Here is a 20,759-nt window from a genome sequence, read left to right on the forward strand (position 1 = left end):
CCGACGGTCGGGGACGCCCTGCGCCCGTTCCCTGATACGGGAATCAGCGGGTGCCGAGCTCCTGGGTCCAGTAGTGGCCGTACTCGCTTTCCCCGTTCTCGGCGTGGCCCGCACCGAGTTCGGTGAACCTGCAGTTGAGGATGTTGTTGCGGTGCGGCGCGCTGCGCATCCAGCGTCGGAACGTCGCGTGCGCGGTTTTCTCGCCCGCCGCGATGTTCTCGCCGACCGCGGTGCTCGGGTAGCCGGCGGAGCGCGCCCGTTCCACCGGGTCGCGTCCGCCGCTGTCGACGTGCGCGAAGTAGTTGCGGTGCGCCATGTCCGCGCTGTGCTCGGCGGCGACCCGCCCCAGCGTGGCGTTCAGGCGCAGCCGCGGGCACCCGGCCTCGGTGCGCGCGGCGTTGGTGAGTTCGAGGATCTGCTGCTCTGGCGTTCTCGGCACCGCCGCCAGCGGCGGCGCGGAACCCAGCAGAGCCACCAGCGGGACGACCGTCCCGCCCAGTACCCGTCCTGGCAGCGACATCGGCGTAACCTCCCCGCGTCCGACGGTCGGGCTCAGGGTGGTTATAGCCGTGCGGGTACGCCGGAGCCCAGCGGTGTCGCCGGACCCGGCTACCGGGAAAGCCTGTGGATTCAGTCCGAAGTGGACAGCCGATCGGGTGTCAGAACTGGTTGGCGATGAGCACGAACAAGGTGACGATCCACCCCAGGATCAGCGCGACCAGCACGGTGAGCTTGTTGGTCATCAAGCGGGTCATGGCGGTGCCTCCCAACGTGAAGAACGAAGATCTGCAAGAGAATTCGCTCCACGATGTGGCCCGCGGTGCTCACGCCGGGCGTCAGCGCGCGACAGCGGCGCGCGGCGCGGCGGGAACCGCGTTCCACATCGCGCCGGGTTTTCGCTCCACCCAGACCGTGTGCCGGAACAGCTGCTCGGCGATCTCCCGGCGCGTCACGGGACTTCGGCGCACCGCGGCGGGGAGGAGCCGATGCCGGACACGCCCTTCGTGCTGCAGCAGCCGGTGCATGACAACCTCCTCACACGCTCGTGCCGCCGCGGAGAACCGCGCGGCGCTGACGGACCGTCGAGACGGCGTCCGGACGATCGCCGGACGCGAAGTGACCCCATGAGCAACATCGTCACCGGGGCCGGAAACGTTACAACGCGCGATCACAACCACTTGTTCCGCCGGAAGATCTTGAACAGCACCACGCAGGCACAGAACATCACCACCAGCGTCACCGGATAACCGAAGGCCCAGTGCGTTTCGGGCATCACGTCGAAGTTCATCCCGTAGATCCCGGCGATCATGGTCGGCGTCGAGATGATCGCGACCCAGGCGGAGATCTTGCGCATGTCGGTGTTCTGCTGGAGCGTGATCTTGGCCAGCGTCGCGTCCACCAGGGTGGTCAGCAGCTCGTCGAAGGAGCCCACCATTTCCGACACCTTCGCCAGGTGGTCCTCGACGTTGCGGAAGTAGGAGCGGACCTCCTCGGCGACCATCGGCGTGTAGCCCTCGGCCAGCCGCTGCAACGGCTTGGTCAGCGGCAGCACCGCCCGCCGCAGCTCCAGGACCTCCCGCTTCATCAGGTAGATCTGCTCGGCGTCGATCTTGGTGCGCGGTTCGAAGACCTCGGCCTCGATCTCGTCGATGTCGTCCTGGATGGCCTCGGTGACGTCGAGGTAGCTGTCCACCACGTGGTCGGCCACGCCGTGCAGCACCGCCGACGGCCCGAGCGCCAGCTGCTCCGGATCGGCCTCCAGCTGGCTGCGCACCTCCGCCAGGCTCGCGTGCTTGCCGTGCCGGACCGTGATGACGAAGTCGCGGCCGACGAACACCATCAGCTCGCCGGTGTCGACGATCTCGCTGGTGGCCGCGCGGGTCTCGGTCGCCACGTAGCGGACCGTCTTGAGCACCATGAACAGCGTGTTGTCGTAGCGCTCCAGCTTCGGCCGCTGGTGGGCGTGCACCGCGTCCTCGACGGCCAGCTCGTGCAGTCCGAAGGTCTCGGCGATGCCGTTGATCTGTTCCTCGGTCGGCTCGTGCAGGCCGATCCAGACGAAGCCGGACCCGCGCCGCCGCACCTCCTCGATGGCGTCCACGTGGTCCCACGCCCCCTCGAGGCGGTGCCCGTCGACGTAGATGGCGCAGTCGACCACGTAGTCGGACAGCGGTGCCGGGGTGCGGGTGGTCGGCTGCGGGGCGCGGTCGTTGCGGAAGCCGCGGGTGCGCAGGCCGAGGGAGGGCAGGTTGGGCACGACGACCTCCAGAATCCGGGCGCAGAGTCCCGGCGGGACCGGGTAGTGCCGGTCCGGCGGGACGCTGGCTGGTGGTGCGCTGGGCGAGTCGAGCGCTCGGGCTGTTCCGTGCGCTCTCCGCGCATCCCGGCCGGGTCCCGGGGAGGGCGGTGCCTGCCGCCTAGTGGCCGGCCTTCCCGGCGGGGATGCGGTTGGTACTGCACGGAAGAGCACTGTCGGCACTACTTCCCACGATCCCTCACCTCCTGAAGTCATCCGCCGCTGCGGTGGTCGGTCAGCCAACCGACAACGATACTCCGTCCGCGTGGTGGCGTGACAACGGCTCGCAACCAGTGTCCCGGCGTCGCGCGGAACGGGTGAATCGTTGGCCTCGATGGGGCACTTCGATCCGGCCTGGCGTGCAACCGCCGCCGGCCGTTCCCGGAACGTGGGAAGGGACGTCCGGTGGCATTCCGGACATCACTCGTTGCGGGGTAGGCAATCCCAGGCTCGCAGCGTCTCGGCCAGGCCCTCGGTCAACGCGCCCTCGCGTTCCAGTGTGGCGAAGGTCGCACTGTCGGCCCACATCGCATCGGCGGCGTCGTCACCTGCGAAAAGCTCAGTCCCGCTACTCCGGCAGGAGTAGTCCAGGATCTCGTAGGTGCCCTTCGGTGCGGGGCGCAGAACGCGCCCGACCAGCCGTCCGACGGTGACGGAGAGTCCCGTTTCCTCGCGAACCTCGCGCTGTACCGCCGAATGGTCGGTCTCCCCGTGCTCCACTCGGCCACCCGGGAGCGACCACTTGCCCCTCCCGGGTTCATTCGCGCGTTTGACCAGCAACAACCGGCCGCGCGGGTCGTGGACCACCGCGCCGACGCAGCGGATCACGGGATTCTCCGATACGATCATCACCACGGAGGGTAGTGGATCCGGGGCAGCCCGGAATCGACTGACCCAAGTGCGGTACAAAGCTGCCGTACAGCGGCAGAGTGCGGTACAACGGATCAGCAGGCGCCTGGGCTACTCAAGGGCATTTCGGACGGGGTGCGTCACAGTGAACATGAAGAAGATCTTCACGTGGGCCGGAGTTGCGTTTCTCCTGTTCTTCCTGTTTACCGCGCCGATTCAGGCCAGCGACGTCGTGAACGGGATCCTGGGCAGCCTCCGGGGAGCCGCTGAGGCCGTCATCACCTTCATGCAGAACCTCTTCACCCAGTAAAGCGCGAGCCGCGGGAGGCGGGTGCCGTGTTCGCTCCGAGGGACCCCGACGAGTACCTGCTGGACACCGAACGCCGGGTGATCCGCGTCAGAAGGCACTGGGCGGTCCTGGTGTGGGACCTCTTCGAGGCGGTCGGGCTGCTCGTCGGCCTGGTGCTCGTCTCCTACCTGGTGCCGCCGGGCAACGGCTGGTTGGTCCAGAACGTGCTCTGGTACGCGGGGCTGGCGGTCCTGGTGCGCTTCGCGTACCAGGTCCTGGACTGGTACGTGGAACGGATCGTCGTCACGGACAAGCGGTTCCTGATCACGTCCGGCATCTTCACCACCAACGTGGCGATGATGCCGATCACGAAGGTCACCGACCTGACGTTCGCGCGCACGCTGATGGGCCGGATCCTCGGCTACGGCACGCTCGTCGTCGAGTCGGCCGGTCAGATCCAGGCGCTGAACCGCATCGAGTACGTGCCGAGCCCGGACGAGGTCGAGGACGCGATCTCCGGGCTGGTGTTCGGTGACAAGAAGGGCCAGCAGCAGGACCGGTTCTCGATGCTCAAGGCCCGCCGCGCCGCGGTGGGCAAGCGCAAGGCCGCGAAGCTGTAGCAAGCCGCACCCGGTCCCCGGCCGGGTGCGGTTGGCTGGGTGCGTGCCGCTGGGACTCATCGGTCACACTGATCGGGTGCGAATCGACCTGCACACGCATTCCACCGAGTCCGACGGGACCGACACGCCGGCTGAGCTCGTCGCCACCGCCATCGCGGCGGGCCTGGACGTGATCGCGCTCACCGACCACGACACCACGGCTGGCTGGGCCGCTGCCGAACGCGCCGTGCGGACGCTGGCCGAACCCGGTCGGTTCCGTGTCGTGCCGGGTGCCGAGCTGTCCTGCTCATGCCCGGACGGCCGGGGTCGGACGATCACCGTGCACCTGCTGGCGTACCTGTTCGACCCGAACTCGGCGGCCCTGGTCCAGGAGCAGTCGCGGCTGCGGGCGGAGCGCCGCGAGCGGCTGTACCAGATGGCCCGGCACATGGCCGACGACGGCTTCCCGGTCGATCCGGACGAGATCATGGCCGGGTTGCCGCCGGACTCACCGGGTGGTCGACCGCACCTGGCGCGCGCCCTGGTCAAGGCCGGGACGGTGGCCAGCGTCGACGAGGCGTTCGCGAAGTACCTCGGCGGCTCGGGGCGCTACTACCTGCCGCGCACCGACACACCCGTGCATCGCGCCATCGAGATGATCGCCGAAGCGGGCGGTGCCACGGTGCTGGCGCATCCCTTCGCCACCGCGCGCGGTCCCGTGGTGACCGCCGACATCGTCGCCGAGCTGACCGAGCACGGCCTCGTCGGAATCGAGATCGACCATCCCGACCACGACGCCGCAACCCGCGCCCGGCTGCGCGGTCTGGCGGCGGAGCTGGACCTGGTCCCGACCGGCAGCAGCGACTACCACGGCACCAACAAGACCATCCGGATCGGCCAGGAGACCACCCCGCCCGACTCACTGGACCGGTTGGTCGAGAGGTGCAGCGGCAGCAAGGTCATCGGCTGAGCGGGGCCAGTCCCGTGGTAGTGGCGACACTGCGTACGGTGGTCACCGTGCAGGGGCAGCTCGGACTCGAAGGCATTCCCAGCAGGCTGGTGCGGGTCACCCCAGCCCGGCTCGGCACGTGGGCGCAATGCCCCCGGAAGTACCGGATGACCTACCTCGACCGGCCGACGCCGACGCGCGCCGGTGCCTGGGCGAACAGCACCCTGGGCGCGGTGGTGCACAACGCGCTGCGGGCGTACTTCGAGCTGAAGGCTGATCGGCGCAGTCCGGAGCGCGCCGCCGCGCTGGTCCGCGAGTACTGGAAGAACGACGGTTTCGCGAGCCCTGAGCAGGCCGCCGAGCACCGGCGCCGCGCGCAGGAGTGGGTCCGCGGGTACGTGGCGCAGCTGCCGCCCGGCACCGAGCCGCTGGCGGTCGAGCGGTGGGTGTCCGCGCCGGTGGGGTCGATCATCGCCGAGGGCCGTGTCGACCGGATCGACGACCGGCGCGGCGAGCTGGTGGTGGTCGACTACAAGACCGGACGACACGGGTTGCGGACCGACGACGCGCGGCTGTCGCTGGCGCTCGGCCTGTACGCGCTGGCGGTGCGCCGCACCATGCACCGGCCGTGTCGCCGGGTGGAGCTGCACCACCTGCCGACCGCCACGGTGGCCGGCTGGGACCACACCGCGGAGTCCCTCGCCGAACTGCAGGAACGCGCCGAGCGGTTGGCCGCGGAACTCCAGGAGGCGACCGAGGCGTTGGATGACGGGGCGGACGCTGACGCGCTGTTCCCGGTGCAGACCGGGAAGCACTGCTCGTGGTGCGACTTCCGGGCGCACTGCGCGGCGGGCCGGCAGGCTGCCCCGTCCCTATCCGCCTGGGCACTGCTGGGGGACTGACGAGCATGCAACCGACTCCGGAGGACGGCCCGATGGGCACACCGCCAGCAGCTTCGCCCCACCCGCCGCGCACCCGGCGGCTGCCGGAGGCGGGGGACCAACCGCGTCCCCAGTCGGGCGGGCGGCACGCGCTGCACCCGCCGAAGCCGCCAACCCGGATCGGCACCACGGCCCGCACCCTCACCGGTGCGCTGGCGGCGGGGTCGTTGGTGTTCGCGGTGGGGTTGGTCGTGGTCCAGTTCTGGACGATCAGCCTGGGCCAGCAGGGGCCCGGGGTGGCCGCGGTGATCTCCCAGCTGGTGACGGCGCTCGCGGCGGTCGCCCTGCAGACGGTGGCGGACCGGCGCCGCGACGCGGTCGGCGGTGCGGCGACCCTCGCCGCCTTCGCGCTCGTGATCGGGTCGCTGTGGTTCTGGTGGTGGTGAGGTCGGTTGTTCAGCGGAGCGCGACCAGGGTGTCGCCGCGCTGCTCCAGCACGACCGGCCCGACCGCGTTCAGCTCCACCGGGCCGGGGTAGCCCGCCCGGTCGACGGGGATGACGCGGTCCCGGTTGCCGGTGGCGGGATCGAGCACCGCCAGGCCGTCCGCGACGGGGACCAGCAGCCGGCCCGCGAACCTGATGGCCGGTCCCAGCGTGTCCGGTGCCGTCCACAGTGGAGTGAGCGTGGCCGGGTCGAGCGCGAGGGTGTCGGTCCCGGTGTGCCAGAAGATACGGTGGTCGCCGGTGGTGGTGGCCTCCACCCGCACGTTGGCCTGGGACTCGGGCGTGCCGGTGCGCACCGGGTAGCGGGCGACGGTTCTGCCGCTGGTGTCGTAGACGACGACCTCGCCGCGGTCCCGCAACACCACCGCGACCCGTTCGTCGGTCACCGCGACGACCGCGGCGGACGTGCTGCCCAGGCCGACGCTGAAGACCTCCTCGGGTTTCTCGTCGTCCTGCGGGTGCGCCTTGATGACCGTGATGCGGCCCAGCTCGCGCGGGCAGTCCTCCACGATCCCGACCCGCTCCTCGCCGACCGCGATCGAGGAGTAGGTGCAGCCCGGCCGCGTCATGTTGTTGTCCGGGTTCTTCACCGCGGGCGGCATGCCGAACTGCTGGGTCCGCACCAGGTCGGAGCGCCAGGACTCGAAGGACCGCCGACCGGTGGCGGTCACGTAGGTGCCGTCGGTCAGCAACCGGGTGCCGAACTCGGCGTCGGAGTTGCGCTGCGGCCCGCGCACCCCGGTCGTGCCGCGCAGCGAGGTGACCTCGCTGCAGTTGTGCGACTTGCGGTAGACGGCGATCGCCCGGTCCCACTCGGAGCCGATCGTGCACAGCGGGATGTCGCGGGCGTAGCGCCAGGCGGCCCGGCCGGTGAGCGGGTCGCGCCCGAGGACCTCCTGGCCCTGCCCGGTGACCACGGCCGGTCCGGCGACCACCGGGACCGGGGTGGCCGGGCTGGGGGCGCGCCAGATCTCGGTCAGGGCCGCCGGAACCCCGGTCGCCTCGGGCACGTCGGGCAGCGGGCGGGCCGCGGTCTGGGACACCGTGGCGCGCGCGTCGCTGTACCACCACAGCGCGGCGGCGCTAACGACCACGGCGACCAGGATCAACGCCACCGCGGCGAGGTCGGTTCTCGTGCGCCGTTCCGGCCGGACCACCGTCGCTGCTCCTCCTGCTCCGTCCCGCGTGAAGGTGCCCCGCGCCGCGACGTGCATCAGCGTTGGTGTGCAGGGCACCGCCGACCAAGTTACTGGGTGGGAGGTGCCGTGCACTCGTCACCTGATCAGTGCGCTCAGGCGCCTTCGGCGCTGCTGCGCGTGCTGCCCGGGTCCCCGGCGGCTTCGCCGGTGCCGGTGCCGCGCCGCCTGCGGCGCCGTCGGCGCGGGCGCTCGCCGGCGTCGGCCTCACCGCTCGCGGCGGACGCCTCCGGCTGCTGCACGCCGATCTCGACGCCGCCGCGGGTCCGGCGGCGCCGCCGTCGTCGCGCGGGCCGCGTCTCGGCGTCGCTGTCCTGACGGGCTCCGCTTTCCGCTTCGCCGCTGCGCTGGTCCGCGCCGCCGCGGGTGCGACGCCGCCTGCGGCGCCGTTTGGCCTCGTCGGCTTCTGGCTCGGCGTCGAGGCCGGGGCGGGTGCGCTTGGACAGCGGCAGGCGGCCGGTGGCGTCCTCCGGGATGTCCAGGTCGGTGAACAGGTGCGGCGAGGTGGAGTAGGTCTCCAGGGGCACCGGCTTGTCCAGGCCGAGGGTGTCGCTGATCAGTTTCCAGCGGGGTTCGTCGTCCCAGTCGACGAGGGTGATCGCGACGCCCTCGCGCCCGGCGCGGCCGGTGCGGCCGATGCGGTGCACGTAGGTCTTCTCGTCGTCCGGGCACTGCAGGTTGATCACGTGGGTCACGCCGGCGACGTCGATGCCGCGGGCGGCGACGTCGGTGGCGACCAGAATGTCGATCTTTCCGGAGCGGAACGCGCGCAGCGCCTTCTCGCGGGCGCCCTGGCCGAGGTCGCCGTGCACCGCGCCGGCGGCGAAGCCGCGCTCGGTGAGCTCGTCGGCGAGCTTCTGGGCCTGGCGCTTGGTCCGGCTGAAGATCATCGTCAGGCCGCGGTTGTTGGCCTGCAGAGCCCTGGCGATCAGCTCGGTCTTGTCCATCGCGTGCGCCCGGTAGATGAGCTGCCGGGTGCGTTCGTGGACCGCGCTCTCGTCGGCCTGCTCGGCCCGGATGTGCGTGGGCCGGGTCATGAAGGTGCGGGCCAGGGTGAGGACCGGGCCCGGCATGGTGGCCGAGAACAGCATGGTCTGCCGCTGCTCGGGCACCATCCGCAGGATGCGTTCGATGTCGGGCAGGAAGCCCAGGTCGAGCATCTCGTCGGCCTCGTCGAGAACCAGGCCGCGGATCTTGCCGAGGACCAGCTGGCGCTGCTCGGCGAGGTCCAGCAGGCGGCCCGGGGTGCCGATGACCACGTCGACGCCGTTGCGCAGCGCGGCGATCTGCTCCTCGTAGGGGCGACCGCCGTAGACGGCGACGGTGCGCACGCCCAGGTGCCTGCCGGCGTCGGCGAGGTCGCGGGTGACCTGCAGGCACAGCTCGCGGGTCGGCACCACGACCAGGGCCTGCGGGGTGCCGTCGCCGGGCACCTGCAGCCGGTGCAGCAGCGGAACACCGAAGCCGAGGGTCTTGCCGGTGCCGGTGCGGGCCTGGCCGATGAGGTCCTCACCGCGCATCGCCAGCGGCAGGGTCAGCTCCTGGATGGCGAAGGTGTGCTCGATGCCGGCTTCGCGCAGCGCCCGGACGATCTCCGGGCGGACGTCGAGCTCGGCGAAGGTCGGGGAGTCCGAGTTCGCCGTGGGTCCGGCGTGCAGCGGAGCGGCCGTGCCGGGTGCGGGGGCGCCGGTCTCGCTGTGCTCCAGCTGCCGGTCGTGCGCTGTGTCGGGGCTGCCGCCCCCGGTCTGGTCTTCGCGGCCGTCAGGGGCCTGGCTGTTGGTGAACGTCAGAATGATCGCCTCTCTCGGTACCTGCGCGCCTGCGTCCCGCGTCGGGCCGATCCGTGGCGACGTCCTCCCGGCACCGCGGCCCGCTGATCGCGGCCGCTCGCTGTGCTCGTGGTCACCGACGTAATGTGCGCGCCTGTTGTTCGCTCAGCGGTGTTTGATCCGCTGCGGTTCGTTGTCCGGCGTCGCGTGCACCCATGCCGACGAGCGGTTCGCCCTGGCCGCGTTCGCGCCGGCAGTGGTTCGGGGCCGTCCCGCTCGGGCGTGCCCCGCCCGGATCGCGACGTTCGGGGAGCCAGCCCCGCGCTGCTCGCCGCCGATCGTTGGACCAGGTGGCGATCGCGCGCCGGACGCCGATGCTCCTCCGACGCCCGAGGATACCTGTTCGCCGCCCGTTCCCGCCGTGGTGCGTACGACTCGGGTGCGCCGCCGGTTAGGCTCGCAGCCATGAGTGAGGCTGACCAGCGCGCCGTGGTGCCCGAGGAAAGTGACGAGCGTTACGAGGAAGGCGTGATCGATCTGCTCGCCGCGCTCGCCTACGGGGAGCTGTCGGCGTTCGACCGCCTCGCCGAGGACGCCCGCAGCGCGCCGACGCTGTCTGGGCGCGCCGCGCTGGCCAGCATGGCCGCCGCCGAGATCGGCCACTACCGGCTGCTGGAGGAGCACCTCGCCGAGCGCGGGGTGGCCGTCGACGAGGCGATGCAGCCGTTCGCGGCGCCGTTCGACGCGTTCAACGCCTCCACCGCCCCGCACTCGTGGCTGGAGTCGCTGGTCAAGGCGTACGTGGGCGACGGGCTGGCGGCGGACTTCTACCGCGAGGTGGCGGAGTGGCTGGACCCCACCACGCGGGAGCTGGTGCTGACCGTGCTGGCCGACACCGGCCACTCGGCGTTCGCCGAGCGCGAGGTGCAGGCGGCGTGCGAGGCGGACCGCACGCTGCGCGACAAGTTGACCCTGTGGGGGCGACGGCTGCTGGGCGAGGCGATGACCCAGGCGCAGCGGGTGGTGGCCGAGCGCGACGCGCTCGCGGAGCTGATCATCAAGGGGTCGGGCGACCTCACCGGGGTGGGGGCGATGTTCCGCCGCCTGCAGAACAACCACACGAAGCGGATGGCCCGCCTGGGCCTGGGCTGAGCCGGGAACAACCGGCTGCCCGGGTCGGTTTGACGCAGAGGTGGGAGGGCCTGGGATAGCCTGACCGCATCCCAACGGATTCGAGTGCCAACGGAGGTTCGGCGTGGAGGTCAAGATCGGCGTCGTGGACAGCCCGCGCGAGCTCACGGTCGCCAGCGGACAGTCCCCCGAGCAGGTCGAGTCGCTGGTCGCCGACGCGCTGAAGAACGCTGACGGCGTGCTGGCGCTGACCGACGAGAAGGGGCGCCGCTTCATCGTGCCGTCCGCCAAGGTGGCCTACGTCGAAATCGGCCCGGTGGAGGCGCCGCGGGTCGGTTTCGGTATCAGCTGACCCGGTTCCGGCTCCAGGGGCACCCGCGGCACGGGTGCCCCTTTTCGCTCATCCCAGCGCGGTCGGGACCGGGAACGGCGGGTGACCGGTGCCGGTGATCCGGTAGCGGCCCCACGGGTCCGGGTCGGACAGGGTGCCGACCGCCTCGCCGTCCGGGGTGCGCAGCAGCACGTCCTGGCGGTGCCGGGCGGCGAGCTCGTCGACCGACTCGTGCGCGGCGACCCGCCCGTACCAGTGAAAGCGGCCGTCGATGGGCTGGAAGTGTCCGCGCAGCACCACCCGCACCGCGATCTCGCGGTCCCCGGCCCGCATCGTCGCCGGCCCCCGGTAGTCGTCCTCGTCGTGGTCATGCATCGTCGGCGTCCTCCTCGGCGTCGTCGGGGACGGAGATCACGCGCAGTCCCTCGTCGCCGATCTCCAGCGGTTCGTCGGGGTCGATCACCAGTCCCGCGGAGCGCAGCACGCCGTCGATGGCGTACCAGATGATCTGCGCCAGGTAGTCGGTGAGGTCGCCGCGGCTCATCGACTGGCGCTCCAGCCACCAGTCGCCGCTGGCCTGCACCATGCCGACCAGCCCGTGGCTCCACGGCTCGACGCCGCCGGAGTCCAGGCCCAGCGCCCGCAGGTACTCGCCGAGGATGCGGGACAGCGAGTTGGCGATCACGGTCTTCTCCGCCGACACCGGGTCGGAGCGCACCGGACGGTCGGCGAAGGTGCGCTGCACCACGAAGCGGTACAGCTCCGGGTACTGCTCGATGGTGCCGAGGTAGGCGTCGAGCAGGCGGCGGATGCGCTGGTTGGGGCTGCCGCCCTGGTGGAACAGCGGGCGCAGCCGCTGCATCAGCAGTTCGGTGCCCCATTCGCCGACCGCCACGTAGAGGTCGCTTTTGTCGCTGAAGTGCCGGTAGAGCACGGGTTTGCTGACCCCGGCCTCGGCGGCGATCTCGTCCATGCCGACGTCGGCGCCGTGCTTGCCGATGGCCCGGACGGCGGCTGCGACGAACTCGGCGCGCCGGGCCTCGCGGTGTTCGCGCCACCGTTCGCGGCGCGCGTCACCGCGTCCTGGGCCGGGCGGGACAGCCTTGACAGGTCGGGAGGAGTGGCTCACCCTACCCACGGTAACTGTTACTTGAAGTAACACGCAATGCCGAGGGTGGGAGGGTGATCTACGGATGAGCAGGGCCCTGCAGGTCAACGACCGGGAGAAGACGGCCACGCGGCTGCTGAACTCGTCCGCCCGCAACAGCTACGACCCCGAGGTCGACATCGACTGGACGGCCCCGCTGGCCGAGGACAAGCCCTACATCCCGTTCCGGCGCAGCTCGCTGTATGGCACGCACCTGTGGGACCGGCTCAGCCACGAGCAGCGCATCGAACTCACCAAGCACGAGTTCGCCAGCATCGCCTCCAACGGCGTGTGGTTCGAGGTGCTGCTGATGCAGATGCTGCTCAAGGAGTTCTACAACTGCGACCCGCGCACCGCCCACGCCCAGTACGCGCTGACCGAGATCGGCGACGAGTGTCGGCACTCCACGATGTTCGCCAAGGCCGTGGACCGGGTCGGTGCGCCGGCGTACGGGCCGCTCCCGCTGCTGCACCTCGGCGGCCGGGTGCTGCCCGCCGTGCTGCGCGGACCGTCGGCGTACGCCTCGATCCTCGTCGCGGAGGAGATCCTGGACCGCTTCCAGCGGGACCAGATGCACGACGAAAACGTGCAGCCGCTGGTGCGGATGGTCAACCGGATCCACGTCCTGGAGGAGGCGCGGCACGTGACCTTCGCCCGCGAGGAGGTGGTGCGGCGGATGGCCGAGTGCGGCGCCGCGGAGCGGGCCTACCACCAGTACTGCACCGCGCTGGTGGCGTACTGCATCTGCCTCAGCCTGATCAACCCGCACGTGTATCAGGCCGTCGGCCTGCGGCCGCGCGAGGCGTTCCGCGTCGCGTGGGCCAACCCGAACTTCCAGGACACCCTGCACTGGTGCGGCGAGAAGATCATGGCCTTCCTGGAGGAGGTCGGGCTGGTCGGCAGGCCCGGCATGCGCTGGTGGAAGAAGGCACACCTCATCCGCTGACGGGAGCGGGCCGAGGAGGTCTCGTGCGCGTCGCCCGGTGACCGCCGGCGCGGCCCCACCGCACGTCAGGGGGTCTGGAGCGGGAAGCCCGCCAGGCCCTTCCAGGCGAGGGTGGAGATGAGGCTGACGGCTTCGTCCTGGGAGATCGTGTCCCTGGTGTCCAGCCAGTAGCGAGCCGTCACCTGGCTAAGGCCGACCAGGCCGACCGCGAGCAGGCGGGCGCGCTCGGCGTCCAGCCCGGCGTCCGCGGTCACCGCCTCGGTGATCGCGTCGATGCAGTCCGACAGCGCGGTCTCCACGGCCTTCTCCACCGCCGGTTCGCCGCGCAGGTCCGACTCGAAGACCAGCCGGAACGCCTGGCCCTCGCTGGCGACGAACTCATACAGGGCGCCGGTCGCCGCCCGCACCCGCTGCTTGTTGTCCGTGGTGGACGCGATGGCCTCCCGCACGCGGCGCACCAGTTCGTTGCCGTGCGTCTCCAGCAACGCGAGGTAGAGCTCCAGCTTGCCCGGGAAGTGCTGGTAGAGGACCGGCTTGCTGACCCCGGCGCGCTCGGCGATGTCGTCCATCGCGGCGGCGTGGTAGCCGTTGTGTACAAAGACGTGCTGGGCCGCTTCGAGCAACTGCGCCCGGCGCGCGTCGCGCGGCAACCGTACGCCTCGGCTCGGCTGCGCGGTCTCGGTCATCCTCGCCTCCACCCGTCCTTCCCTCGCGCTCGGCGGCCCTCAGCTCTCCCGGGGTGCCCTGAACTCTACTCGCCGGTAGAGCGGGGGAGCGCAATCCGGGCGGCGCCGAACGCGCCATGCTGGTACTCGTGACGACCACATCGCCTGCCCGTGCAGTACTCCGACGGGAGCTGACGAGGGTGCCGCTGGTGGCCGACGGCGTGCCGCCGGTCGACCTCACCGCGAAGCCCCCACCCGGTCGACACGTCGAGCTGCCCACCCGCTTCGGACCCGTGCGGCTGCACCTGCGCGAGACGCCCGGTCCGGACCCGCTGGCCCCCACCGCGGTGCACCTGCACGGGCTGGCCGGGTCGTCCACGAACTGGACGGACCTGTCCCGGCTGCTCGCGGGCCGGATGCGCAGCATCGCGCTCGACCTGCCGGGCTTCGGCCACTCCGAGCCGCCGCCGGCGTTCGACTTCAGCCGGGTCGGCAACGCGCACGTGGTGATCCGGCTGCTGGAGTCGCTCGACGGGCCGGTGCACCTGTCCGGGAACTCGTTCGGCGCCGCAGTGGCCATCGAGGTCGCGGCGACCCGCCCGGATCTGGTCGACGCGCTGACGCTGATCTCCCCGGCCATGCCCGACCTGCGGCTGGACCCGCGGCGGCTGTCCGACCCGCGGCTGGCGCTGGCCGCGCTGCCGCTGGTCGGCGCCCGTGCCCGGCGGCAGCTCGCCGCGGTGACGCCCGCGCAGCGGGCCGAGCAGCTGATGCGGTTGTGCTTCGCCGATCCGGCCGTGGTGCCGCCGCACCGGCTGGCCGAGGCGGCGGCGGAGTTCGAGGAGCGCGCCCGGCTGCCGTGGGCGGGGCCGTCGCTGGGGCGCACCACGGTGGAGCTGCTGCGGTCCTGGCTGGTGCCGCCCGCCCGGTCGCTGTGGCGGCGGTTGCCGGAGATCACCGCGCCTACCCTGGTCGTGTGGGGCAGCGACGATCGGGTGGTCACGGTCCGAAAGGGGCCCCGCACCGCGGCGCTCATCCCGCGCGGTCGGCTCCTCGTGTTGCCACGAACGGGGCATGTCGCGCAGATGGAGCGCCCCCGGGTGGTTGCCCGCGCGATGCTCGCCCTCCAGCAGGCCGATTCCTGGTAAGGACCGGACTCCGCCATATCACATGATCTTCGCGTTTCGGTCACGCGGAGTGGCCGGTGTGGTCCAAGGTGCGAAATCGCCTGTGGCAGGCTAGGAGCGTGACGCGTCCGCCGCACCGATCTCGTGCCTCCGTATCTGACCACCGACCAGCGCGGCGGACCACTGCCCGAGTGGGAGCCGACCGGCGCCGGGGCGAACCGCTGGTCGCCTCCTGGAACCCGGTGGCGGCCCCGGCCGACCCCGATCCGGAACTCGACGGCGAAGCGGACGACGAACCCGGCCGCCCGCGCCGCGCGGGGGTGCTGTCCCGCTACGGCTGGCGGATCTACGCGGTGCCACTGCTGATCGTGGTCACCGCGCTCGCGGTGTTCCAGACGGTCCGCCCGTCCGGCAGCGGCAGGGTCCCGGCGCAGCCGGACCAGCCGCTGGCCGCCCAGGACCCCGAGCAGCCGATCGTCACCGAGGCACCGCCCGGGCAGACCTACGACCCGAGGTTGTTCTCCGCCGACCTGCCCCCGGGCGGGCCGATCCCGGAGACGGGCGCGCGCACCTTCCGGGTGCTGCCCGGCACGTCCCCGGTGATCGGTTCCGGGCAGCTCTTCCGCTACAGCGTGGAGATCGAGGTCGGCGTGGAGATCGGCGACGCCAACGCCGAGTTCGGCAACCTGGTGCAGGCGACGCTGTCCGACCCGCGCAGCTGGACCAACCCGCAGGGCGGCGGCATCTCCCTGCAGCGGGTGGACGCCAGCGGACCGCGCCCGGACTTCCGGGTGATCCTGGTCAGCCAGGCGACCGCCCGGGAGGCATGCGACTACAGCAGCGGCGTGCCGTTCGACAGTTCGTGCCGCAAGGGCGACATGGTCTACATCAACGCGGCCCGCTGGGTGCGCGGCGCGGTGTCGTTCCAGGGCGACATCGGCAGCTACCGGCGCTACGCGATCAACCACGAGGTCGGCCACGTCTTCGGCAACAAGCACGTCGGCTGCCCGAGCCAGGGCGGCCTGGCGCCGGTGATGATGCAGCAGACCTTCAGCGTGTCCAACAACGAGCTGCACGAGCTGAACGAGATCGCCGACCAGGGCACCAACATCCCCGCGGACGGCTTCGTCTGCAAGTACAACCCCTGGCCCTTCCCCACCGCCGGCGGCGGCTCCTGACCGATCCCGGATCGTGGGAGTCATTTGGGTTGCGGAAGCCTTTCGGGGAGTCTTGCGTTGCAGATTCCGTGAGGCCCCGTCCGGCGGGTGCCCCGGGGACGCCTGAGGTGCTGCTGCGCACGCTCGCGCGCAGCCGGTACCGACCATGGAGGAGGAGCTGGGAATGTCCGGCGCAACGTCGCTGCCGCCGCTGGTCGAACCGGCGGCGGAGCTGACCAAGGAAGAGGTCGCGCGCTACAGCCGCCACCTGATCATCCCGGACGTCGGGATGGAGGGTCAGAAGCGGCTGAAGAACGCCAAGGTGCTGGTGGTCGGCGCTGGTGGGCTCGGCAGCCCGGCGCTGCTGTACCTGGCGGCGGCCGGTGTCGGCACGCTCGGCATCGTGGAGTTCGACCAGGTCGACGAGTCCAACCTGCACCGGCAGGTCATCCACGGCCAGTCCGACCTCGGGCGGCCCAAGGCGGAGTCGGCGCGCGACTCGATCGCCGAGGTGAACCCGTTCGTCAAGGTGGTCCTGCACCAGACGCACCTGAGCTCGGCGAACGCGCTCGACATCTTCCGCGACTACGACCTCATCCTGGACGGCACCGACAACTTCGCCACCCGCTACCTGGTCAACGACGCGGCGGTGCTGCTGGGTAAGCCCTACGTGTGGGGCTCGATCTTCCGGTTCGAGGGCCAGGCCAGCGTGTTCTGGGACCAGTACGGCCCCAACTACCGCGACCTGTACCCGGAGCCGCCGCCGCCCGGCATGGTGCCGTCGTGCGCCGAGGGCGGGGTACTGGGCGTGCTGTGCGCGTCGATCGGCTCGATCATGGTCAACGAGGCCATCAAGCTGATCACCGGCATCGGGGAGACCCTGCTGGGCCGCCTGATGATCTACGACGCGCTGGAGATGACCTACCGCACGGTCAAGATCCGCAAGGACCCGAACGCCAAGCCGATCACCGAGCTGATCGACTACGAGGCGTTCTGCGGCGTGGTCTCCGACGAGGCGCAGCAGGCCGCGGCGAACAGCACGATCACCCCGCGCGAGCTCAAGGACATGTTCGACCGGGGCGAGAAGTTCGAGCTGATCGACGTCCGCGAGCCGCACGAGTACGAGATCGTCCGCATCGAGGGCTCCAAGCTCATCCCGAAGGACCGCATCCTGTCCGGGGAGGCCCTCGCGGAGCTGCCGCAGGACCGCAAGATCGTGTTGCACTGCAAGTCCGGCGGCCGGTCGGCGGAGGCGCTGGCGGCGCTGCACCGGGCCGGGTTCGCCGACGCGGTGCACGTGGGCGGTGGCGTCCTGGCTTGGGCCAACGAGGTCGACCCGAGCCTGCCGACGTACTGAGGGCTCGTCCGGCGTTGCGGGGCGCTCCCGGCCCGGTCCGGGGCGCCCCGCACGTCGCTTCCGAAAGTGGCGTTCGGAGTGGCTGCTGGGGATTCGGCGATCACCGAGGTAGCGTCTGGCCCGTGAGTCCTACGCCCGAGCCGCCACCGCCGCACGTGCGCGCGGCATTCGGTGCGCGCGTCGAAGACCCCGAGCCGCTGGTGGGCGTGACCGCCTGGCGGTGCGGGGACATCGTGCTCAAGCCCGCCGCGAACGCCGCGGAGGCCGCGTGGGTGGCGCAGACACTGGACCTGCTGGAGCCCGACGAGGTCCGGGTGTCGCGTCCGGTGCGGTCCACCGACGGGCGCTGGGTGGTGTCCGGGTGGTCGGCCAGCCGCAACCTCGCCGGCCGGGCCGAGCCGCGGCACGACGACGTGGTGGCCATGTCGCTGCGGCTGCACTCCGCGAGCCGGTTCCTCGCCCGGCCCCGGTTCCTGGGCGCGCGGCAGGACATCTACGCGCTGGCCGACCGGATGGCCTGGGGCGAGGAGGAGTACGTGCTGCCGCAGGAGAAGGGCGGCCGGCTCTACGACGTGCTCGCCGGGTCGCGCCGCGAGGTCGAGTTGCGGTCTCAGGTGGTGCACGGCGACCTGTTCGGCAACGTGCTGTTCACCGAGGACGCTCCGCCGGGCATCATCGACTTCAACCCGTACTGGCGGCCCGCGGAGTGGGCGGCCGCGGTCGTCGTGATCGACGCGCTGGCGTGGGGCGGCGCGGACCCGGCGATCGTGGAGCGCTGGTCGCACCTGGCCGACTGGCCGCAGGCGCTGCTGCGCGCCCTGCTGTTCCGGCTCGCGGTGCACGCGCTGCACCCGCGCTCGACGGACCAGTCGCTGACCGGGTTGGAACGCGCGTCCCAGATGGTCCTCGAGGTCCTCTGACTGTCAGCTGTCACACGTCCGTGTCCGATCCGGGCTGGTGGCTGTGTGACGATGGGCCCGTGCAGGACGTGCTGAGCGGTTTCACGGTGGGTGTGACGGCGGAGCGTAAGGCCGACGAGATCGGTGCCTTGTTCGCCCGCCGGGGTGCGCGGGTGCTGTTCGGCGCGGCGATGCACACGGTGCCGCTGCCCGAGGACGGCGAACTGGCCGCCGCGACCGAGCAGGTTCTCGCCGCGCCGGTCGACTTCGTTGTCGCGGTGACCGGCGTCGGGTTCCGCGGCTGGATCGAGGCGGCGGGGCACAACGGCGTCGGTGACCGGCTGGTCGCGCACCTGCGCGGGGCCGAGGTGCTGGCGCGCGGGGCCAAGGCGCGCGGCGCGGTCCGCGGAGCCGGGTTGGTGGACGCGTGGACGTCGCCCACCGAGGAGTCCGGCGAGGTGCTGGCGCACCTGCTGGAGCACGACCTCGCCGGGAAGCGTGTCGTGCTGCAGGTGCATGGGGATCCGATGCTGTCGTTCCGGGAGGCGCTGCGCGCGGCCGGTGCCGAGGTGGTGCCGGTGACGGTCTACCGGTGGACGGACCCGGTGGACCTCGCCGCGCTGGACCGGCTGATCGACGCGGTGCTGGGCGGCGAGGTGCACGCCCTGCCGTTCACCAGCGCCCCGGCGGCGACCAACTTCCTGGCGCGCGCGGACCGGACGGGCCGTGGCGAGCGGCTACGGGAGGTGCTGCGGGACGACGTCCTCGTCGCCTGCGTCGGCCCGGTCACGGCGGCGCCGATCGCGGCGGCGGGCATCCCCCACGTGATCCCCGAGCGGTCCCGCACGGCCTCCCTCGTCCGCCTCGTCACGGACGAACTTCCCCAACGCGCGCCCGCCTAGGCCGCGACCTCCCGCACGCCCCACCTCGCGTACCCGAGCCCGCCGGGGTAGTACCCGGAAGACGACCCCAATCCCAAGCCCGCCGAAATCTGGACCTTCCACGCCCAGGCTGGCTCCCAGGTTTGCCGGACGTTGGGGGTTTGGCGCTGGGGTGGTGGTCGGGATGGGTCAGGTTCCCCAGCGGTAGCGGCGCATGTTGATGCGGGCTCCGTCGGCCAGGACGCCTTCGGCTCGCAGGAGTTCCAGCTGGCGGTGGCGGAGGTGGTCGGCGACCGTGCCGGTGGAGCGCACCACCCGGTGCCACGGCAGGTCTGCGCTGTCCTCCGCGAGGATGCGGCCGACCAGCCGCGCCGATCGCAGGCCCGCGAGTTCGGCGACGTCGCCGTAGGACAGCACCGATCCCGGCGGGATCGACGCCACGACGGCCCGCACCTGCTCCACGGTCTCCTCGTCCACGCGCCGAAAGTACCGCAGCGCTCCGGTGCCGGGGCGGACCTCGACCGGACCGCGCGACCCGGACGCCCCGCGCGGCGGGCGATTCCGGCGGAAATCGCGTCGATTCCCGCCGGAATCGCCCAGCGGTACCCGGTCGTGCGCGTCACGGCACGGCAACGCGGCGTGAGCCCGACAACGGGGCGTCAGCTCTGGAAACCGGCGACGATCCTGGTGAAGTCCCACGGCTGCTGGTCGATACCGCCGCAGGCGTCCGGGGCGCCGTCGCACGGGCGGTCGCGGTTGACCGACCAGAACGTGAAGCGGCCCAGGCCCTTCTCCTTGGCGTAGTCGGCCATCTTCTGGAACGCCGCCTGGTCCACGATCTCCCCGGTGTCGGTCCTGCCGTTCATCGAGGAGATCCCGGCGTGCGCGTACGCTTCCGCGTCGCCGTAGCCGAAGGCGCTCTTGAGCACCTCCTTCAGCCCCTCCGTGGCGGAGATGGTGTCGGCGACCATGTCCGATCCGCCGAAGTTGAACGGCATCTGCGTCCACACGTCCACGTCGGCGCCGATCTCGGCGGCCCGGTTGATCATCCGTTTGCCCGTGTCGTTCGGGCCGCTGGGCAGCGTCCCGAAGGTGACCACGGTGCGCAGACCGGGGTTGTTCTGCTTGACGATCTTCAGCGCCTCCAACACCCGGTCCTGCGAGGCCGGGTTCTCGAACTCGCTGGCCTCGATGTCAATGTCGATGGCCGTGAACCCGTAGGCGTCGATCACCTTCTGGTAGGCGCCGGCCAGTGACTGCGCGTCCTGGCAGACCTCGCCGAGCTTGTTGCCCGACCAGCCGCCGATGGACGGGATCACGTCGCCGCCTCCGCCGCGAATCTCGTCGACGGTGGCCCTGTCGGAGCCGTCCAGCGGGCGGGTGCCGTCCCAGGCAGGGTTGCAGGTGCCGTCGGAGAGGATGAACGCCAGGGTGAAGTCCTTGATGCCGGTCGCGCTCATCACCTCGCCGGGCCTGGGCGGGTTGCCCCACCCGTTGTAGAGGTAGGGCGAGGCGGCGACGGGGGATTCCGCCGCGGCGGGAGCTTCGGCGCTGAGGGCGGGCACCGCGCCGATGGCCAGGGTACCGGCGACCGCGGCGCAGGCAAGCAGGCTCATGCGGACCTTGCTCACGTTTCCTCCTTCGGGGGTAGGCGCGCGCATTCGAGCAGGTCACGGGCCGGGGGAGCCCGTGGTGACCAGCACCCTGCCAGAGGACGAAATTGGTTTGGACCACTATAAGGTGCCGTTAAGATCCGGTTGAGCGGCCGATAGCGGCGAGCCCTGC

General features: G+C 71.4%; 24 protein-coding genes. 13 read left to right on the forward strand and 11 right to left on the reverse strand.

What is annotated here, in order from left to right:
* Positions 1 to 43: 43 nt before the first annotated feature.
* From IEY17_RS02425 to IEY17_RS02440, 4 genes are all read right to left on the reverse strand, one after another.
* A complete protein-coding gene (locus tag IEY17_RS02425) occupies positions 44 to 520 on the reverse strand; it encodes a CAP domain-containing protein (protein WP_188984894.1) in 477 nt (158 codons plus the stop codon).
* A gap of 316 nt (positions 521 to 836) precedes the next feature.
* Positions 837 to 1,025, reverse strand: a complete 189-nt coding sequence (locus tag IEY17_RS02430; protein ID WP_188984896.1) for a hypothetical protein — start codon at positions 1,023 to 1,025, stop codon at positions 837 to 839.
* A gap of 143 nt (positions 1,026 to 1,168) precedes the next feature.
* The gene (gene corA, locus IEY17_RS02435; RefSeq protein WP_188984898.1) at positions 1,169 to 2,257 is read right to left on the reverse strand and encodes a magnesium/cobalt transporter CorA; all 1,089 of its coding nucleotides are present in this window, start codon (positions 2,255 to 2,257) and stop codon (positions 1,169 to 1,171) included.
* Positions 2,258 to 2,716: 459 nt separating this feature from the next.
* Positions 2,717 to 3,145 (reverse strand): NUDIX domain-containing protein, encoded by a 429-nt coding sequence (locus tag IEY17_RS02440; protein WP_188984900.1) that lies wholly within the window; start codon positions 3,143 to 3,145, stop codon positions 2,717 to 2,719.
* Positions 3,146 to 3,290: 145 nt separating this feature from the next.
* On the opposite strand from IEY17_RS02440, the gene IEY17_RS02445 reads away from it, so the two are divergent.
* The 5 genes from IEY17_RS02445 to IEY17_RS02465 all read left to right on the forward strand — a co-directional run bounded on the left by IEY17_RS02445 (position 3,291) and on the right by IEY17_RS02465 (position 6,309).
* Positions 3,291 to 3,455 carry a cytochrome c family protein gene (locus tag IEY17_RS02445; RefSeq protein WP_188984902.1) on the forward strand — a complete coding sequence of 55 codons (165 nt, stop codon included), beginning with the start codon at positions 3,291 to 3,293 and terminating at the stop codon, positions 3,453 to 3,455.
* A gap of 26 nt (positions 3,456 to 3,481) precedes the next feature.
* Positions 3,482 to 4,054: a PH domain-containing protein gene (locus IEY17_RS02450; protein ID WP_188984904.1), complete on the forward strand. Its 573-nt coding sequence runs from the start codon at positions 3,482 to 3,484 to the stop codon at positions 4,052 to 4,054.
* Positions 4,055 to 4,130: 76 nt separating this feature from the next.
* Positions 4,131 to 5,003: a PHP domain-containing protein gene (locus IEY17_RS02455; RefSeq protein ID WP_188984906.1), complete on the forward strand. Its 873-nt coding sequence runs from the start codon at positions 4,131 to 4,133 to the stop codon at positions 5,001 to 5,003.
* A 47-nt stretch (positions 5,004 to 5,050) separates the two neighbouring features.
* Positions 5,051 to 5,884 carry a RecB family exonuclease gene (locus IEY17_RS02460; RefSeq protein ID WP_188985348.1) on the forward strand — a complete coding sequence of 278 codons (834 nt, stop codon included), beginning with the start codon at positions 5,051 to 5,053 and terminating at the stop codon, positions 5,882 to 5,884.
* A gap of 5 nt (positions 5,885 to 5,889) precedes the next feature.
* Complete coding sequence (locus IEY17_RS02465; RefSeq protein ID WP_229679765.1) at positions 5,890 to 6,309, forward strand: hypothetical protein; 420 nt, start codon at positions 5,890 to 5,892, stop codon at positions 6,307 to 6,309.
* Between the two features lie 10 nt (positions 6,310 to 6,319).
* Here the strand turns inward: IEY17_RS02465 and IEY17_RS02470 are convergent, their stop codons facing one another.
* Complete coding sequence (locus IEY17_RS02470) at positions 6,320 to 7,525, reverse strand: Rv3212 family protein (RefSeq protein WP_229679766.1); 1,206 nt, start codon at positions 7,523 to 7,525, stop codon at positions 6,320 to 6,322.
* Positions 7,526 to 7,659: 134 nt separating this feature from the next.
* On the reverse strand, positions 7,660 to 9,222 hold the full coding sequence (locus tag IEY17_RS02475) for a DEAD/DEAH box helicase (RefSeq protein WP_229679806.1): 1,563 nt from the start codon (positions 9,220 to 9,222) through the stop codon (positions 7,660 to 7,662).
* A gap of 576 nt (positions 9,223 to 9,798) precedes the next feature.
* Between IEY17_RS02475 and IEY17_RS02480 the strand changes: the two genes are divergently transcribed.
* Together IEY17_RS02480 and IEY17_RS02485 are read left to right on the forward strand one after the other, a co-directional pair.
* On the forward strand, positions 9,799 to 10,485 hold the full coding sequence (locus IEY17_RS02480) for a ferritin-like fold-containing protein (RefSeq protein WP_188984910.1): 687 nt from the start codon (positions 9,799 to 9,801) through the stop codon (positions 10,483 to 10,485).
* Positions 10,486 to 10,588: 103 nt separating this feature from the next.
* Positions 10,589 to 10,816, forward strand: coding sequence for a DUF3107 domain-containing protein (locus tag IEY17_RS02485; RefSeq protein WP_188984912.1), 228 nt, complete (start codon positions 10,589 to 10,591; stop codon positions 10,814 to 10,816).
* Positions 10,817 to 10,864: 48 nt separating this feature from the next.
* On the opposite strand, the gene IEY17_RS02490 is transcribed toward IEY17_RS02485, so the two are convergent.
* On the reverse strand, positions 10,865 to 11,170 hold the full coding sequence (locus IEY17_RS02490; protein WP_188984915.1) for a DUF4873 domain-containing protein: 306 nt from the start codon (positions 11,168 to 11,170) through the stop codon (positions 10,865 to 10,867).
* Positions 11,163 to 11,924: a TetR/AcrR family transcriptional regulator gene (locus IEY17_RS02495; protein ID WP_188984917.1), complete on the reverse strand. Its 762-nt coding sequence runs from the start codon at positions 11,922 to 11,924 to the stop codon at positions 11,163 to 11,165. Before IEY17_RS02495 ends, IEY17_RS02490 begins: the two co-directional genes overlap by 8 nt.
* A 64-nt stretch (positions 11,925 to 11,988) precedes the next feature.
* Here IEY17_RS02495 and IEY17_RS02500 point away from each other — a divergent pair, with 64 nt between their 5' ends.
* Positions 11,989 to 12,888 (forward strand): AurF N-oxygenase family protein, encoded by a 900-nt coding sequence (locus IEY17_RS02500; protein WP_188984919.1) that lies wholly within the window; start codon positions 11,989 to 11,991, stop codon positions 12,886 to 12,888.
* Between the two features lie 65 nt (positions 12,889 to 12,953).
* Here IEY17_RS02500 and IEY17_RS02505 read toward each other — a convergent pair whose 3' ends face one another.
* Complete coding sequence (locus IEY17_RS02505; RefSeq protein ID WP_188984921.1) at positions 12,954 to 13,574, reverse strand: TetR/AcrR family transcriptional regulator; 621 nt, start codon at positions 13,572 to 13,574, stop codon at positions 12,954 to 12,956.
* Positions 13,575 to 13,753: 179 nt separating this feature from the next.
* Between IEY17_RS02505 and IEY17_RS02510 the strand changes: the two genes are divergently transcribed.
* From IEY17_RS02510 to IEY17_RS02530, 5 genes are all read left to right on the forward strand, one after another.
* On the forward strand, positions 13,754 to 14,701 hold the full coding sequence (locus IEY17_RS02510) for an alpha/beta fold hydrolase (protein WP_229679767.1): 948 nt from the start codon (positions 13,754 to 13,756) through the stop codon (positions 14,699 to 14,701).
* A 170-nt stretch (positions 14,702 to 14,871) separates the two neighbouring features.
* A complete protein-coding gene (locus IEY17_RS02515) occupies positions 14,872 to 15,858 on the forward strand; it encodes a DUF3152 domain-containing protein (protein WP_229679768.1) in 987 nt (328 codons plus the stop codon).
* 163 nt (positions 15,859 to 16,021) lie between these two features.
* Entirely contained in the window at positions 16,022 to 17,194 is a 1,173-nt protein-coding gene (gene moeZ, locus IEY17_RS02520; protein WP_188984928.1) for an adenylyltransferase/sulfurtransferase MoeZ, read from the forward strand.
* Between the two features lie 122 nt (positions 17,195 to 17,316).
* Positions 17,317 to 18,114 (forward strand): TIGR02569 family protein, encoded by a 798-nt coding sequence (locus tag IEY17_RS02525; protein WP_188984930.1) that lies wholly within the window; start codon positions 17,317 to 17,319, stop codon positions 18,112 to 18,114.
* Between the two features lie 59 nt (positions 18,115 to 18,173).
* Positions 18,174 to 18,995, forward strand: coding sequence for a uroporphyrinogen-III synthase (locus tag IEY17_RS02530; RefSeq protein WP_188984931.1), 822 nt, complete (start codon positions 18,174 to 18,176; stop codon positions 18,993 to 18,995).
* A 168-nt stretch (positions 18,996 to 19,163) separates the two neighbouring features.
* Here IEY17_RS02530 and IEY17_RS02535 read toward each other — a convergent pair whose 3' ends face one another.
* Positions 19,164 to 19,451: an MGMT family protein gene (locus tag IEY17_RS02535; RefSeq protein ID WP_188984932.1), complete on the reverse strand. Its 288-nt coding sequence runs from the start codon at positions 19,449 to 19,451 to the stop codon at positions 19,164 to 19,166.
* A gap of 182 nt (positions 19,452 to 19,633) precedes the next feature.
* The gene (locus IEY17_RS02540; RefSeq protein WP_373289830.1) at positions 19,634 to 20,635 is read right to left on the reverse strand and encodes a chitinase; all 1,002 of its coding nucleotides are present in this window, start codon (positions 20,633 to 20,635) and stop codon (positions 19,634 to 19,636) included.
* Between the last annotated feature and the right edge of the window lie 124 nt (positions 20,636 to 20,759).

The sequence above is a fragment of the Saccharopolyspora thermophila genome (genome assembly GCF_014646075.1).
GTDB classification, from domain to species: domain Bacteria; phylum Actinomycetota; class Actinomycetes; order Mycobacteriales; family Pseudonocardiaceae; genus Saccharopolyspora; species Saccharopolyspora thermophila.